Annotated in this window: 15 protein-coding genes; 4 read left to right on the top strand and 11 right to left on the bottom strand. The window is 69.1% G+C overall.

Going from position 1 to position 14,834, the window contains the following annotated elements; genetic code table 11:
• Positions 1-145 precede the first annotated feature (145 nt).
• From ACIBCN_RS14600 to ACIBCN_RS14590, 3 genes are read left to right on the top strand one after another with little or no spacing between them, the layout of a single operon-like run.
• Positions 146-937, top strand: a complete 792-nt coding sequence (locus ACIBCN_RS14600) for a methyltransferase domain-containing protein (protein ID WP_396992565.1) — start codon at positions 146-148, stop codon at positions 935-937.
• Entirely contained in the window at positions 934-2,514 is a 1,581-nt protein-coding gene (locus tag ACIBCN_RS14595) for a 1,4-alpha-glucan branching protein domain-containing protein (RefSeq protein ID WP_396992034.1), read from the top strand. Before ACIBCN_RS14600 ends, ACIBCN_RS14595 begins: the two co-directional genes overlap by 4 nt.
• A complete protein-coding gene (locus ACIBCN_RS14590) occupies positions 2,511-3,764 on the top strand; it encodes a glycosyltransferase family 4 protein (RefSeq protein WP_396992033.1) in 1,254 nt (417 codons plus the stop codon). The genes ACIBCN_RS14595 and ACIBCN_RS14590 overlap by 4 nt, the downstream gene beginning before the upstream one ends.
• Positions 3,765-3,775: 11 nt before the next feature.
• Here ACIBCN_RS14590 and ACIBCN_RS14585 read toward each other — a convergent pair whose 3' ends face one another.
• Together ACIBCN_RS14585 and ACIBCN_RS14580 are read right to left on the bottom strand one after the other, a co-directional pair.
• Positions 3,776-4,321 (bottom strand): DUF1697 domain-containing protein, encoded by a 546-nt coding sequence (locus tag ACIBCN_RS14585; protein ID WP_396992032.1) that lies wholly within the window; start codon positions 4,319-4,321, stop codon positions 3,776-3,778.
• Complete coding sequence (locus ACIBCN_RS14580; RefSeq protein WP_396992031.1) at positions 4,318-5,064, bottom strand: acyltransferase; 747 nt, start codon at positions 5,062-5,064, stop codon at positions 4,318-4,320. Before ACIBCN_RS14580 ends, ACIBCN_RS14585 begins: the two co-directional genes overlap by 4 nt.
• A gap of 310 nt (positions 5,065-5,374) precedes the next feature.
• Between ACIBCN_RS14580 and ACIBCN_RS14575 the strand changes: the two genes are divergently transcribed.
• Entirely contained in the window at positions 5,375-6,688 is a 1,314-nt protein-coding gene (locus ACIBCN_RS14575) for a PQQ-binding-like beta-propeller repeat protein (RefSeq protein ID WP_396992564.1), read from the top strand.
• Positions 6,689-6,700: 12 nt separating this feature from the next.
• Here the strand turns inward: ACIBCN_RS14575 and ACIBCN_RS14570 are convergent, their stop codons facing one another.
• The 9 genes from ACIBCN_RS14570 to serB form a co-directional block, all read right to left on the bottom strand.
• Positions 6,701-7,876, bottom strand: coding sequence for a class I SAM-dependent methyltransferase (locus ACIBCN_RS14570; RefSeq protein ID WP_396992030.1), 1,176 nt, complete (start codon positions 7,874-7,876; stop codon positions 6,701-6,703).
• Positions 7,876-8,895, bottom strand: a complete 1,020-nt coding sequence (locus ACIBCN_RS14565; protein WP_396992029.1) for a class I SAM-dependent methyltransferase — start codon at positions 8,893-8,895, stop codon at positions 7,876-7,878. The genes ACIBCN_RS14570 and ACIBCN_RS14565 overlap by 1 nt, the downstream gene beginning before the upstream one ends.
• A gap of 207 nt (positions 8,896-9,102) precedes the next feature.
• Entirely contained in the window at positions 9,103-9,879 is a 777-nt protein-coding gene (locus ACIBCN_RS14560) for an enoyl-CoA hydratase-related protein (RefSeq protein WP_396992028.1), read from the bottom strand.
• A 30-nt stretch (positions 9,880-9,909) separates the two neighbouring features.
• Entirely contained in the window at positions 9,910-10,680 is a 771-nt protein-coding gene (locus ACIBCN_RS14555) for an NUDIX hydrolase (RefSeq protein ID WP_396992563.1), read from the bottom strand.
• Between the two features lie 113 nt (positions 10,681-10,793).
• Positions 10,794-11,627 carry an ABC transporter ATP-binding protein gene (locus ACIBCN_RS14550; RefSeq protein WP_396992027.1) on the bottom strand — a complete coding sequence of 278 codons (834 nt, stop codon included), beginning with the start codon at positions 11,625-11,627 and terminating at the stop codon, positions 10,794-10,796.
• Between the two features lie 61 nt (positions 11,628-11,688).
• The gene (locus ACIBCN_RS14545) at positions 11,689-11,856 is read right to left on the bottom strand and encodes a hypothetical protein (RefSeq protein ID WP_396992026.1); all 168 of its coding nucleotides are present in this window, start codon (positions 11,854-11,856) and stop codon (positions 11,689-11,691) included.
• A gap of 163 nt (positions 11,857-12,019) precedes the next feature.
• A complete protein-coding gene (locus ACIBCN_RS14540) occupies positions 12,020-12,826 on the bottom strand; it encodes an aminoacyl-tRNA hydrolase (protein ID WP_396992025.1) in 807 nt (268 codons plus the stop codon).
• Entirely contained in the window at positions 12,826-13,269 is a 444-nt protein-coding gene (locus ACIBCN_RS14535) for a protease inhibitor I42 family protein (RefSeq protein ID WP_396992024.1), read from the bottom strand. The genes ACIBCN_RS14540 and ACIBCN_RS14535 overlap by 1 nt, the downstream gene beginning before the upstream one ends.
• 121 nt (positions 13,270-13,390) lie before the next feature.
• Positions 13,391-14,614 carry a phosphoserine phosphatase SerB gene (gene serB, locus ACIBCN_RS14530; protein ID WP_396992023.1) on the bottom strand — a complete coding sequence of 408 codons (1,224 nt, stop codon included), beginning with the start codon at positions 14,612-14,614 and terminating at the stop codon, positions 13,391-13,393.
• Between the last annotated feature and the right edge of the window lie 220 nt (positions 14,615-14,834).

The following is a 14,834-nucleotide window of genomic DNA, read 5'->3' as shown; positions in this document are numbered from 1 at the left end:
GCGATATCGTGCCGGGCTGGAGCACCCATGCCGAACGGTCTATCTCGACCGGGCAGGGGCATCCCGGTGACCGGGTGCGGGTATCCCGCAAACACTCAGTACCAGTAACGTCGGAGCGATGAGCGAGGCTGTGATCCCTGCCGCAATGGACGACCTGACGGGCATGACCGGCGCCCGGGAGACGACCAACGGCGCCGTCGAACCGCTGCCGTTGACCGGCGAACGGACCGTCCCCGGCATCGCCGAGGAGAACTACTGGTTCCGCAGGCATGAGATCGCCTACGCCCGACTGCTCGACCGCTGTGCCGGAAAAACCGTGCTGGAGGCCGGATCCGGCGAAGGCTACGGCGCGGACATGATCGCCTCGGTGGCCACCAAGGTCACCGGCGTCGACTACGACACCGGCGCGGTCGAGCACGTGCGCGCCAGGTACCCGCGGGTGGAGATGATCCAGGGCAACCTGGCCGCGTTGCCGCTGCCCGACGCCTCGGTCGACGTCGTGGTGAATTTTCAAGTGATCGAACATCTTTGGGATCAGGGCCAGTTCCTCCGTGAGTGCCTGCGGGTGCTGCGACCCGGCGGCGAGCTGCTGATCAGCACGCCGAACCGGATCACCTTCTCGCCCGGTCGCGATACCCCGCTCAACCCGTTCCACACCCGCGAACTCAATGCCGCCGAGCTCACCGAGCTGCTGGTCGAGGCGGGCTTCGAGGTCGCGCAGATGACCGGCGTGCATCACGGCGCGAGCCTGAAGGCGTTGGACGCCAAGCACGGTGGGTCGTTCATCGACGCGCAGATCGAGCGCGCGCTGGCCGGCGAACCGTGGCCCGCCGATCTCACCGCCGACGTCGCGGCCGTCACCATCGACGACTTCACCCTGATCGCCGACGACGTCGACGCGAGCCTGGACCTGGTCGCCATCGCGGTGAAGCCTTGAGCGACGCTGCGGTTCCGGGTCAGTTCAGCCTGGTCCTGCACTCCCATCTGCCCTGGTTCGCGCACCACGGCCGGTGGCCGGTCGGCGAGGAATGGCTCTACCAATCCTGGGCGGCGTCTTACCTTCCGGTCGCCGAGGTACTGAGAACGCTTGCCGCCGAAGGACGTTCGCATCTGCTCAGCCTCGGCATCACGCCGGTGCTCGCGGCGCAGCTGGACGACCCGCATTGCCTCGCGGGCATGCACCACTGGCTCGGCAACTGGCAACTGCGCGCCGACGAGGCGGCGATGGCAGGCAACGTCGCCCTCGGTAGGCACGAACATCGTTTGGCCACAGCGGCTTTGGCGGATTTCGAGGAGCATTGGCGGCACGGCGCCGCTCCGGTCTGGCGCGGGCTGATCGACGCGGGCACCATCGAATTGCTCGGCGGCCCACTGGCTCACCCGTTCCAGCCGCTGCTCGATCCGCGGCTGCGCCAGTTCCAGCTCACCGAGGGACTGAGCGACGCGCGCCACCGTTGGGGGCATACGCCCACCGGCATCTGGGCGCCGGAGTGCGGTTACACACCGGGCATGGAGATCGGTTACGCCGACGCCGGTGTGACCCATTTCATGGTCGACGGACCCGCGCTGCGCGGCGACACCACCCTCGGCCGCCCGGTCCGCGAGTCCGATGTGGTCGCGTTCGGGCGCGATCTGCAGGTGAGTTACCGGGTCTGGTCGCCGAAATCGGGCTACCCGGGCCAGAGCGCCTACCGTGACTTTCATCACTACGACCATGCGACCGGTCTCAAACCGTCCCGGGTCACCGGCAAGACGGTGGCCGGTCCGGACAAGGCGCCCTACGACCCGGAACTCGCGACCGCGGCGATCGGCCGCGACGTCGACGACTTCGTCCAGACGGTGCGCCAGCGACTGATCAGCGAATCCGCGCGGATCGGCAAGCCCGCGCTGGTGGTGGCCGCGTTCGACACCGAACTGTTCGGCCACTGGTGGCACGAGGGTCCGCAATGGTTGGCCCAGGTGTTGCGGGCGCTGCCCGAGGCCGGCGTCGATGTCGGCACGCTGGCCGATGCGCGCGAACGCGGATTCGTCGGTGCGCCGGTGCCATTGGCCGATTCGTCCTGGGGCTCCGGCAAAGACTGGCGGGTCTGGGCCGGGGATCAGGTGCAGGACCTGGTCGAGCTCAATGACGACATCGTGCGGCTCACCCTGGACACGGTCGACAAGATGCGCCCCGCCGACGGTGCGCCCGCGCTGCGCGACAACGTCGCCGACCAGTTGCTGCGCGAAGCCATCCTCACCGTGTCCAGCGACTGGGCATTCATGGTCAGCAAGGACTCCGCCGCGGGCTACGCGCGCGACCGCGCGCACCGGCACGCGCACGCCGTGCGGGAGATCGCGGCCGCCGTCGGAGCGGGTCAACTCGCGAAAGCACAGCAGTTGGCGGCAGGATGGGGGTCGGCTGACGGACTCTTCCCCGGTGTGGACGCGCGACGACTCGGCAAGGCCGGGCCCGGAGGAAGCTACGCCGCGGCCGCCGAGCACGCCGCGTCCAGCGCAGAAGGACATGCATGAAGATCTTGATGGTGTCGTGGGAGTACCCGCCGGTCGTGGTCGGCGGGTTGGGCAGGCATGTGCATCACCTGGCGACCGAGCTGGCCGTGGCGGGCCACGAGGTGGTCGTGCTGGCCCGCCGCCCCTCCGGCACCGACTCCTCGACCCATCCCACCCACTCCTTCATCGCCGAGGGTGTGCTGGTGGTCGCGGTCGCGGAGGACCCGCCGTGCTTCGACTTCGGCGAGGACATGCTGGCCTGGACGCTGGCCATGGGGCACGCGATGGTGCGGGCCGGGATCGCGCTCGGCAAGCCCGGCATCGGTGACGGCTGGGCGCCCGACGTGGTGCACGCGCACGACTGGCTGGTCGCTCACCCCGGCATCGCGCTGGCCGAGTACTACGACGTGCCGCTGGTCTCGACCATTCATGCCACCGAGGCCGGACGGCACAGCGGCTGGGTCGCGGGCAAGGTCAATCGGCAGGTGCATTCCGTCGAGTGGTGGCTCGCCAACGAATCCGACGCGCTGATCACCTGCTCGGCCTCGATGCAGGACGAAGTGGAACGGCTCTACGGCCCCGAGCGAGTGCCGATGACGGTGATCCGCAACGGAATCGACGTGGGCGCCTGGACATTTCGGCCACGCTCGCCGCGCACCGGGCCGCCGCGCCTGCTCTATGTCGGCAGGCTCGAATACGAGAAGGGCGTGCAGGACGCGATCGCCGCGTTACCGCGCATCCGCCGCGCGCACCCCGGCACCACGCTCACCGTCGCCGGTATCGGCACCCAATTCGAGTGGCTGCGTGAGCGCGCTCGGGTGCACCGGGTGGCCCGCGCGGTGCATTTCGCAGGCCAACTCGACCACGCCCAACTGCTCGGCTGGCTGCACGGCGCCGACGCCATCGTGCTGCCGAGCCGCTACGAACCCTTCGGCATCGTCGCGCTCGAAGCGGCCGCCGCGGGCACCCCGCTGATCACCTCCACCGCGGGCGGACTCGGCGAGGCCGTCATCGACGGCGTCACCGGCGCCTCCTTCGCCCCCGCCGACGTCGACGGCCTGGTCGACGCCGCCCGCGCCACCCTCGACGACCCCGTCGCCGCCCAAGACCGCGCCTACGCCGCCCGCGAACGCCTCACCGCCGGCTTCGCCTGGGACGTCGTAGCCGCCGAAACCGCCCAGGTCTACCACTCCGCCAAACGCCGCGTCCGCAACCCCCTCGGCCGCCCAACCATCGTCGAACGCCCCCTCCCCGAGCGCGACCCCAAGTAGCGCGAATACCGCTAGGGCGCCATCTTTTTGACGATGCGCTGGACGGTGAGCCAGGTGCGGGTGGTGATGTTTTTGCCGTGGGTTTTTTCGAGCCAGCTCATGAAGTCCGGGGTTTTGCCGGGTTCGCTGTTGTCGATCACCGCGAGGTAGGTGCCGCACTGCTTGTCGTAGCCGACCACGCGGGCCAGCGGATCGGGCTGGTCGGGCAGCTTGCGGGCGACCTTTTCGCGGTCCTTGAGGAATGTGGCGATGAGGTAGGTGCCGCGGCCGTGGGTGAGGCCGGGGAACGGATCGGTGTCCAGCAGTGCTTGCAGCTCTTCGTAACTGCGGATGATGGTGCCACCGGCTATGCCCAATTCGGCGTTGAGCGCCTGCTGAATCCGATCCTCGAGATCGCCGACGTCGGTGTCGGCGCTCTGGAAGACGATGTTGCCGCTCGCCAGCACCGAGGCGACCTGCTCGAACCCCAGCTTCTCGAACACGCCGCGCAACTTCTCGTTGCTCATATTCGGGTTGCTCGGCGCGATCCCGCGCAACAGTGCGGCGTAGCGCGTCATGCCGTCTTGGCGCCGTTCTTTTTACGCTCGATATCTTCCAGCGCCGCAAGGTATTTCGCGCGCTCCTCGGCGCTCGCCTCCCAGGCGTCCTTGCGGTTCTTGACGACCTTGGCCGGCGCGCCGACCGCGATGCTGTAATCCGGGATCTCGCCCTTGACGACGGCGTGCGCACCGAGCACACAGCCGCGGCCGACCCGCGTCTCCCGCAGCACCGTGACCTTGGCGGCGATCCAGGTGTCGGGACCGATCCGGACGGGACTCTTCACGATGCCCTGATCCTTGATCGGCAGGGTGATGTCGTCCATCTTGTGGTCGAAGTCGCAGATGTAGCACCAGTCGGCGACCAGGGTGGATTCGCCGATCTCGATGTCGAGGTAGGTGTTGACGACGTTGTCCTTGCCGAACACCACCTTGTCGCCGATGCGCAGCGAACCCTCGTGGCAGCGGATGGCGTTGCCGTCGCCGATGTGTACCCAGCGGCCGATCTCCATCCGGCCCAGCTCGGGGGTGGCATGCACCTCCACCCGCTTGCCGAGGAAGACCATGCCGCGCAACACGATGTGCGGGTTGGCCAGCCGGAACTTGAGCAGCCGGTAGTAGCGCACCAGGTACCAGGGCGTGTACGCCCGGTTCGCGAGCACCCAGCGCAGCGACGCCGCGGTCAGAAAGCGCGCCTGCTGCGGATCCCGGCGGCGCGATCCTCGCCAGCGCGAGCGCAACGGTGCGCCCCACATGCTCGTCACGAACGGTTCTCCTGTCGTGGTCCAACGGCTCGTCGCCACCTCGATGACGACGGGTAGAGCATAACGGGCGCGGTCGGCGTCGATTCGGGCGCGGACCGCGCACGCGCGCGAACCGCAACGGCAGGACTCGTACACTCGCGCGGGCCCCTACCGTACAGTGACTGCTGCGCCGCGGGCGGCGCCCCCGAATCCACACGCGTACACCCGAACCGGGTCGCTCCAGAGTTGTGGGTCGGCACGCTTTAGTCTCGTGCGAGCGGAAACGACGACAGGAGTGCAGCAGGTGCGAAGTGGCGTACTGGCTAGTTCCATGTGGCGACCGTCCCGGCTGCGGGTAGTTGCGTCGCTGGCCGCGGTCGGTGCGCTGGCAGTGGCAGGCTGTGGCACCGATGTCGATGACATCGCGGTCGGCCCGGGTAAGGGCTGGCCCGCCGCGTATCACGACGGCCGCAACGGTGGCAGCAGTCCGGTGACCGGCGCCAAGAAGATCGGGCTGAGCTGGTCGCGCCCGATCGGCGGCCCGATCGCCGAGCCGGTCACCATCGGCCCCGACGGACAGCTGTTCCTCACCACGAACACGCCGACCTGCACCCTCTACTCCTTCCAGATGCTGACCGGGCGCAAGCGTTTCTGCAGCGGGCTCGGCCCGACCGCGATCGCGACGCCGTCGGTGGTGGACGGCATGACCAATGTCTATGTCGGCGACGACAAGGACAACGTCGGCGCGGTGATCTCCTTCAACTACCTCGGCCAGCCGAGGTGGCGCACCACGGTGGCGGGCGCCCCGATCTCGGCGCAGTTCACCGGCGACGGAAACCTGTTGACGGTCACCCAGTCCGGTCAGGTCGACGTGCTCTCCCGGCAGACCGGCCAGCGCGTCGTCTCCACCGTGCAGCTGCTCGGCCAGCCGGACTTCCTGAACAACCCGAACCTCACCTGGCCGGATGCCGGGCAGGGCCTCGGCGATTGCCACGCCGGCGAACCGCAGTGCCCGGTCGCGAACATCTCGGCCCTGGACACCGCCACCGGGCGCTTCTTCGTCACGGTATGGCAGCCGGGCAAGCCGACCGCCGCGCTCGTCGCACTCCGCTACGCGGACAACAAGATCCAGCAGGAGTGGAGCGCAGACCTGCTGTTCGGCGGCAGCGCCACCAGCCCGACCCTTTCCACCGACGGCAAGACCGTCTACGTGGGCGACAACACCAACCGGCTGATCGCCGTCGACACCGCCGACGGACGCACCAAATGGGTGCAGCCGCTGGAATGGACGCCGCGCGGCGGCATTTCGGTGTCCAGCGACGGCCTGATCATCCCGTCCGGCGACGAGGGCTACCTGCTCGCGCTGCGCGACAAGGGTGACGCGCCGGAAATCGCTTGGGAGCGTAAGGACCTCGACCTGCGCGGCACCCCGGTGCAAACCGCGGGCGGCACCGGCTACACCGCCGCGGCGATCGGCGAGGGCCTGAACCTCATCACCTTCGACACCAAGACCGGCAGCACCATCGATTCCGATGTCCTGCCCGGCGCGCAAGGCAGCACCACCGGCACCTCGATCGGCGCACAGGGCGAGGTCGTCGTCGCCACCCGCATCGGCGAACTGTTCGTCTTCAAACCCGAGCGCTGAGGCAGCCGCCGGTCAGCGCGCGGCTGCGACGGCGGTGCACAGGAAAGCCGTTGGCGTGCGGCCTATTCGGGTGATCACCAGGGTGAAGGGGTGGGCGCCTTGGGGTTTGAGGGTGCGGCGGAGTTTGTCGGGGTCCACGTCGACGCCGCGGATCAGGATTTCCAGGGGGCCGCAGTCGTGGCGGCGGAGTTCGGCGCGGAGGGTTTTCTCGCGGTAGTCGAGACGGTCGACAATGCGGAAGCCTCGGGTCCCCGGCGGGACGGTGTTGCCGGTGAGGTAGGCGATGCGTGGGTCCAGTTGCCAGAGGCCGTGTTTCGCGGCGTAGTGGCGGACCAGCCCGGCGCGGACGACGGCGCCGTCCGGATCGATGATCCAGTCACCGGGGTCTTGTTCGGGAATCTCGTCGGGGTTCGCGTCGGTGAGGGTGAAAGATGTTCCGGCCGAGGACGATACGGTCGCGCGGCGGGTGATCCCGGGTTCGGTCAGGCCCGCCGACCACAGGCACGCCTCGCGGACCGCGCCGTCGAGGGAGACCACCTCGATTTCACCAGCCCAGTCGAGTCGGTCGAAATCCAGTCCGGGGGCGCACTTTACGGCGAGATCACGGTCCGGGTACGCGGCGAGCAGGTCGGGTAGCGGCGGCTGCAACTTGGCCGGGTCGTGCGTGCGCCGACCGTCCGCGCGCCGCGCGGGATCGGCGATGACGACGGTGCCCCTGCTCACCGGCACCAGCGCATCCGCCTTGGCCAGCAACACGTTTCGGCGTCCGGTGAGGTTGTGCGCGGCCATCGACAGCCGCGCGTCATCCAGATCGCTGCCTATGACGGCGGGACACACCCGCGCCAGCTCGGCCAGCTCCGCACCGATCGAACACGTCACATCGTGCACGGCCCGCCCGGCCAACCGGGCAGCCCGCTGCCGGGCGACCAACGTCGGGGTCGCCTGCTGGAGTGCGTCGTCGGTGAACAGCCAGTCCCCCGCGTCGATGAGCTTGGCACCCGCTTTGCGGCGCAACCGCACCGTTTCGACGAGCGCCGCCGCCCACGCGCCGTGTTCGCGACGCACCCGCTCCAGATCACGCAGGTGCGTCGCTGGGGACAGCTCCAGCCGATCCACCTCGGTCAGCGCGGCAGTGCCCGCTGTGCTCCCGAGAAAAGCGACATCTTCTCGACTGAAGCTGTAGCCCACTACTCGGCGGAAAGGCTGAATTCATCCGCCCCGGCGGCTCCGCCGCCTTCCAGCCCCCTGGGCTTCACGCCGGTGATCATCGCGTTGTAGAAGAACTGACGCGGCACCACCCGGCGCATGACATTCTCGTCCAGCCAGCTCAGCCGCTGCCAAGCCTTGAACATGGCCAGCCGGTAGCCCATGGTGAGCTTCTCGTCGGGCACGGCCGCCTCGAAGGTACGCACCGGCCAGCCCCACAGCGCGGCCGCGAACTCCTCGGTGGTCGCCTTGACGTCGACGGCACCGGCCGAACCGGCCATCCGCTCCAGGTCGCGCGGATCGAAGGTGTGCAGGTCGACGACCGCCTCGAGCGCCGCGGCCCGCGAGGACTCGTCGAGCTCGGTCTGCGGACGCCGCCACCCGGCCAGCTGCGGCAGCTTGGTGACGGTGGTGGTGGCCTTCCAGGTGGCCCGGCCGAGCCAACGCGCGTAGAAGTTACCCGCGGTGGTCGGCTCGCCCGCGAAGACGAAGCGCCCGCCGGGCTTGAGCACGCGCAGGCATTCCTTCAGCGCGAGTTCGACGTCGGGGATGTGGTGCAGCACCGCGTGCCCGCACACGAGATCGAAGGTGTCGTCCTCGTACGGGATGGTTTCGGCGTCGGCGACCCGGCCGTCCACGTCGAGGCCGAGGTGCTCGGCGTTGCGCAGCGCGACCTTCACCATGCCCGGCGACAGGTCGGTGACGGAGCCGGACTTGGCCACACCGCCCTGCATCAGGTTCAGCAAAAAGAAGCCGGTGCCACAGCCGAGTTCGAGGGCCCGGTCGTACGGCAGCGGCGCCGGGCCGACGGCCGCGTCGAACCGGCCGCGGGCATATTCGATGCAGCGTTCGTCATAGGAAATCGACCATTTGTCGTCGTAGGTCTCCGCTTCCCAGTCGTGATAGAGCACCTGGGCGAGCTTCGTATCCTTGCGCGCTGCTTCGACCTCTGCCTCGGTTGCGTGCGGGTGAGGCGCGGGGTCGTCGGGACGTACCGTCATGGAGGCCAAGCCTAGCGTGTCTGCCTCTGCGCCTATTTTGCCGGTCGGGTGTACAACTCGATTCCGCCACCGGCACGGCGGTCAGGTGCTAGCCCAGTTCCGGGCGCACCCGACGAGCTACCCCAGTACTCACGAAATCAGGCGTAACGGCGGGCAGCACGAAATAGACCGGTGTGCAGTAGCAACACGCGTGCCATCAGGCACCACTCACCGACCGACGAACGCGGCCGAGCCCGGGCCGTCTGCCAGGTAGGACTCGGTCCCGATTCGACGGTCCTCGGTGCCGAACAAATCAGACCATTCGGTCTGTGCACGGTCGAGCCCATGCGGGCCCGCCTCGAAGACCGCCTTCGCGGCGGCGAGGGCGCGGGCCGGGCCGGCGGTGAACTGCTGAGCCCACGTCAGCGCGGCGGTGTATACGTCGTCGGGCGGCACGACCTCGTCGACCAGACCCAGCGTGCGAGCTTCCTCGGCGTCGACGAAGCGGCCGCTGTAGACGAGATCCTTGGCCGGTCCCGGCCCGACCAGCAGGGACAGCCGCCGGATCCCGGCCAACGGGATGAGCCCGGCCTTGATCTGCGGCAGGCCGAGCTTGACGTTGTCGCCGATGATCCGCCGGTCGGCGCCGAGCGCGAGTTCCAGGCCGCCGCCGAGGCAATAGCCGCTGATCGCCGCGACGGTCGGCTGCGGCAGCCGGGCCAGGCAGCCGAGGTCGCGCTGCAGGTCGCCTGCCATCGCGCGGGCCTGGTCTTCGCTCAGCCCGGCCAGCTCGGTCAGGTCGTCGCCCGCCGAGAAGACGCGCTCGTCGCCGTAGAGCAGCACCGCGGCGACCGCCGGGTCCGCGGCGACGATGTCGGCCGCTTCGGCCAGCTCCCGCACCAGCTGCGCGTTCACCAGGTTCATCGGCGGGCGGGCGATCCGGAGGACGGCGACGCGGCGCGCGGTATCACCCTCGAGCAGATCCAGGGTCACGAATTCGGCCATGGGACGCCACGCTACCGGCCGTCCGCTGCCTCACTTGCGGACGGATCCCTTGAGCCTGCTCGCATCCGGGAGACCGGCGAAGTAGCGCTCCCCGTCCGGGAAACTCAGCATTCGCGCGCCGGTGTCGGCGGACAGGACCGGCATGATCGGCTCGATGACCGGCTCGGCGGCGAAAATCGCGGCGGTGGAATCGAATTCACCGAGCGCGTCCAATTGCGACCAGGTGGGCGGCAACAGGATGTCGGTGCCTGCCCGCCAGCGGTCCAGCGCCTCGGCCGGCGTACGCCACTGCACCTCGGCCGCCTCGGAGGTGGCACCGTCGGCCAGCTGCCCGGCGGGCAGTACCGCGACGAAGAATCTGGTGTCGTAGCGCCGCGGCTCGACCACCGGAGTGATCCAATTCGCCCACGGCCGAAGCAGATCCGCGCGCAGCACCAGTTTTTCCGCGGCCAGGAAACCGGCCAGCGAGAGCTCGCGGCGTTCCAGCTGGCCTCGCGCCTCGCGATAGCCGGTGGTGTCGGAGACGACAGTGTCGGCGGTCGGACCGGCAAGCAGCACACCGCATTCCTCGAACGTCTCACGCACGGCGGCGCAGACGAGCGCCTTGGCACGCGGCTCGGTGGTGGCGAAACGCTCGGCCCACCAAGCGGGTTCGGGCCCGGCCCACTCGATATCGGCCGTACCGTCCGACAGATCCACCCCGCCGCCGGGAAACACCGTCATGCCTGCGGCGAAGGCCATCGCGCCAACCCTGCGCTGCAGGAATATCTCGGGTCCGGCAGCGCCATCGCGCACCAGCATCACCGTCGACGCGTCCTTGGGCGACGGGACCGGCTGAGAGTCAGCCTGCGCATTTGTCTCACTCACCCCTGCACCCTAACGCGCGCTTGGTGAGCGCCGTCACGGGCAGCGGGTCAGCGGGTGCGGTGCTTTCCGGCGCGGCGAGCGCGGCGGGCGAAGTAGCGGCCGTCCACGCGGTCCAGCGCGATGGACTGACGGAAGGCGTCGCTCAGGTTTTCGGAGGTCAGCACGTCGGTGAGCAGACCTTGCGAGACGACTTCGCCTTCGTTGAGCAACAGCCCGTGCGTGAAGCCGGGCGGGATCTCCTCGACGTGATGGGTGACCAGGACGATGGCGGGCGAGTCCGGGTCGGCGGCGAGATCGCCGAGGCGCTCCACCAGTTCCTCGCGGCCGCCGAGGTCGAGCCCCGCGGCCGGTTCGTCGAGCAGCAACAGTTCCGGATCGGTCATCAGCGCGCGGGCGATCATCACCCGTTTGCGCTCGCCCTCCGACAGCGTGCCGTAGGTTCGGTCCGAAAGATGTTCCGCGCCTAGGCTTTCCAGCATGTCGACGGCGCGGTCGGTGTCGACGTCGTCGTAGCGCTCGCGCCAGCGGCCGAGCACCGCGTACCCCGCCGACACCACCAGATCGCTGACCTTCTCGTCCCGCGGCACCCGCCCCGCGACCGCGGCGGACGACAAGCCGATCCGCGGCCGCAACTCGCTGATGTCGACCTTGCCGAGCACCTCACCGAGCAGATGGGCGGCGCCCGAGGTCGGGTGCATCTCGGCAGCGGCCATGCGGAGCAGGGAGGTCTTGCCCGCGCCGTTGGGGCCGAGCACGACCCAGCGTTCGTCGAGCTCGACCTGCCAGGTCACCGGGCCGACGAGCGTGTGGCCCGAACGGCGAACGGTGACGTCGGTGAAATCGATGAGCAGATCGGGATCCGGTTGCGGCACGCGGTCCATCTTGGCCCACCCGCCCGGCTACTCGCCAACGCGGGCGGGTCTGAAAAGCGTGTCGCTTGGGTCAGCGGCGGCGGCCGAGCGCGAAGAGATCGCGAACGCGCTGGTCGTCGGGTTGGTCGGGATGGTGATGGTCCTCATCGTCCGACTTGTGTAGCAGCCGGGCCACGATGAGAGCCAAGGGAACCGACAGGAGCACCCACAGGGCGAGAATCACCAGCAGCGTCGTCATAGCTGGTCCTTCCTTCGGTCGGCAAGGCCGCGATGCCGATATATTCAGCCTCCGCCCAGCGGGCTCAGCGAAGGTAGGGCACAACGTCCTCGGTGAAGTTGCTCAGAGTGATACCCCATTCCGACCCGCGCAACGCTCATTCAGCGCGGGCGTTTTCCGGCGGCTACGTCGACCGGGCCGGCGCCGCGATCACCGTCATCGAGCCGGGCGCCACCTCGGTGAACCCGGCGTCGCGCACCGCCACCGCCGTGCCGCGCGCGACCTCATCGACTAATGCCTTCCATTGTCGCGCATCGGCTTCCCTTACGGAGCAACGGAATTCCTGCTCGGCCCAGCGCAATGCCTGCTGCGCGGTCAACGCACCCGCCAGCAACATGCTGGCGTGACCCACCTGCGCGGCGGCCTTGCCCAGTGTCATGCCCAGTTCGGCGGCGACCCACAGCACCGGCAGTTCGGGATCGGCGGGACCCGGGTCGTCGTGCTCGAGGTCGGTGCCACCGATCTGCAAACGCCTGATCCGCGGGTCGAGGTCACCGACCGGCCCCGGCACGAACGCTCGTGCCTGCGCACCGTCGAAATCGACTGTGACACCGTCCACCTCGTTCGCCACGAGCCACTGGGCACCGCGGGCGCGCCGGGCTACCTTGCGGATGCGTGAGCGCTTCCAGGCCAGGTAGCGCGGCGCCCACTCGCCGCCGGGACCGACCCGCGCGTCCAAACACAGCGCCACCGACGCGGTCGCCGCCGCGGCAAGCAGCGCGCTACGCGGCGGCGGATCCAGTTTGGGTAGGTGCAGCACGATCTGCATGGCTTGCACCATGGCCGGATCGTCCGGGTCGCCCGCGCCGCCGTAGCCCTGTGCCAGTTCCGCGTGCCGGACGCGGAACCCCTCCTCATCGAATTCGACCGGCGGAGCCGGGCTTTCCCGCTCGTCCCGGACTCCGGCACCACATTCCGGGATGCTCGACATCACTCCACCTTGACCGTCAATGAATACGTTTGCGCGGGCTCGACACCCTGCTCCCACGGCCGCAGATAGTCCATCGAGAGCTTGGTGATCCCCGCGGCCTTACCGACGAAGGTCCACACCGCGCCGCCACCGGAGCCGGGCGCGACCGGCACGTCCGGATCCGGCTTGAACCCCGGATCACCTTGCGCCTGAAGCAGATTCGCGTCCAGCCCGGTGATCTGCCACAGGTATCCGGTGGACGGATTCGAGGGCAGCGTCACCACCAGGGACTGCCCGACGGCGACCTGTCGTTCCTGTCCGTTGTCGCCCTCACCGGCCGTCACCGGGGCGGGCCCCTGGCTCGAGCTCGGCGCGGCCGAGGAGGTCGCGTCCGAGGACGAATCGTTCTTGCCGCACCCGACAACAGCCAACCCGAGCAGCAGCACAAGCAGAGATTTCCGCAACGCACCCTCCGATTTCGCCCTGACGATCCTGGTCGGCGCCAGCTTACCGACGGTGCCGACCGGATCCGGCCATTGGTATCGGGTGCGCCCGCCGGGTGGCCGCTCCGGTGCTACTGGCCGTTCACTGCTCGACGAGTGGCACCCGCCGCACCCCTCCGTCGCGGGCATCGGCGGCCTCTACCTCGTGCCTGGTGACGCCGAGGACGTACAGCACCGCATCCAGATAGGGGTGCGACAGTGCCGCGTCGGCGATCTCGCGCAACGCTGGCTTGGCGTTGAACGCCACCCCGAGGCCGGCCGCGTTGAGCATGTCGATGTCGTTGGCGCCGTCGCCGACCGCGACCGTCTGCTCCATCGGCACCCCGGCCTCGGCCGCGAACTTGCGCAGCGCGGTGGCCTTGGCCGCGCGGTCGACGATCTCGCCGACGACCCGGCCGGTCAGCTTGCCCGCCTTGATCTCCAGGGTGTTGGCCTGCACGAAGTCCAGCTCGAGTTCGTGCGCCAGCGGCTCGATCACCTGACGGAAGCCACCCGACACCACGCCGCAGCGGAAGCCGAGCCTGCGCAGCGTGCGAATGGTGGTGCGCGCGCCGGGGGTCAGCTCGATCCGGTCGGCCACCTCCTCGATCACCGACTCGTCCAGGCCTTCGAGGGTCGCGACCCGCTGCCGCAGCGATTCGCCGAAGTCGATCTCGCCGCGCATGGCGGACTCGGTGACCTTGCGGACCTCCTCCTCCACGCCCGCGTGCGCGGCGAGCATCTCGATCACCTCACCCTGGATGAGGGTCGAGTCGACGTCGAACACGATGAGGCGCTTGGCCCGGCGGGCCAGCCCGGCCCGTTCCACCGCGACGTCGACCCGCTCGGCCACCGCGACCTCGGCCAGCGCCGTGCGCAGCCGGTAGTCGGCGCCCGCCCCGGTGTCGGTCGCGGTGACCAGCAACTCCATCCCGGTGACCGGGTAGTCCGCGATCCCGCGAATGGTGTCGATATTGGCGCCGAGGGCAGCCAGTTGCCGCGACACCGCGCTGAACGCGTGCGCGGTGACCGGGGCGCCCAGGATGACCACCGCGTGGGTGGACATCGGCTCCCGGCCGATCGCGGCGTCGACCTCCACGTCGACGTGCACGCCGACGGTATTCATTGCCTCTTCGAGCTCGTCCTGCAGCGACTCCGGGTCGCCCGGACAGGTGACCAGCACGCCGAGGGTCAGCCGGCCGCGAATGACGACCTGCTCGACATCCAGCAGGCTCACGTGGTGCCGCGACATCGCCGCGAGCAGCACGGACGTCACACCGGGACGGTCGGGTCCGGTGACGGTGACGAGAACGGTGGTGTCGGCCAACTGATCCACTCCAGGCTAGAAGTTGCGCTTGACCTCGTTGTCACGTCGCTCCGGTACTGCAACTAGCTCCAGCAGCGACCTACACCTCGGCACCAGCGCCCGCCTAACCGAAGCACCTCGCGGCGAGCAATTGACACATGCGAAGGGCCGTATGCGTAACCATTTGCAGAGTAAACGCGCATGCACCCGCCGTTGACCAGCAGGTGCACACTCGTCGTCG

This window comes from Nocardia sp. NPDC051052 (assembly GCF_044456045.1).
In the GTDB taxonomy this organism is placed as follows: Bacteria; Actinomycetota; Actinomycetes; order Mycobacteriales; family Mycobacteriaceae; genus Nocardia.
Note: the sequence above shows the minus strand (reverse complement) of the source record. Positions and strands in the feature narration are given on the sequence as shown.

Excerpts from the sequence above, each read along its gene's own strand:
- ACIBCN_RS14600 (WP_396992565.1), top strand. The coding sequence starts at position 146 with ATGGACGACCTGACGGGCATGACCGGCGCCCGGGAGACGACCAACGGC.
- ACIBCN_RS14590 (WP_396992033.1), top strand. The coding sequence starts at position 2,511 with ATGAAGATCTTGATGGTGTCGTGGGAGTACCCGCCGGTCGTGGTCGGC.
- ACIBCN_RS14585 (WP_396992032.1), bottom strand. The coding sequence starts at position 4,321 with ATGACGCGCTACGCCGCACTGTTGCGCGGGATCGCGCCGAGCAACCCG.
- ACIBCN_RS14575 (WP_396992564.1), top strand. The coding sequence starts at position 5,375 with ATGTGGCGACCGTCCCGGCTGCGGGTAGTTGCGTCGCTGGCCGCGGTC.
- ACIBCN_RS14565 (WP_396992029.1), bottom strand. The coding sequence starts at position 8,895 with ATGACGGTACGTCCCGACGACCCCGCGCCTCACCCGCACGCAACCGAG.
- ACIBCN_RS14560 (WP_396992028.1), bottom strand. The coding sequence starts at position 9,879 with ATGGCCGAATTCGTGACCCTGGATCTGCTCGAGGGTGATACCGCGCGC.
- ACIBCN_RS14555 (WP_396992563.1), bottom strand. The coding sequence starts at position 10,680 with ATGCTGGTGCGCGATGGCGCTGCCGGACCCGAGATATTCCTGCAGCGC.
- ACIBCN_RS14550 (WP_396992027.1), bottom strand. The coding sequence starts at position 11,627 with ATGGACCGCGTGCCGCAACCGGATCCCGATCTGCTCATCGATTTCACC.
- ACIBCN_RS14545 (WP_396992026.1), bottom strand. The coding sequence starts at position 11,856 with ATGACGACGCTGCTGGTGATTCTCGCCCTGTGGGTGCTCCTGTCGGTT.
- ACIBCN_RS14540 (WP_396992025.1), bottom strand. The coding sequence starts at position 12,826 with ATGTCGAGCATCCCGGAATGTGGTGCCGGAGTCCGGGACGAGCGGGAA.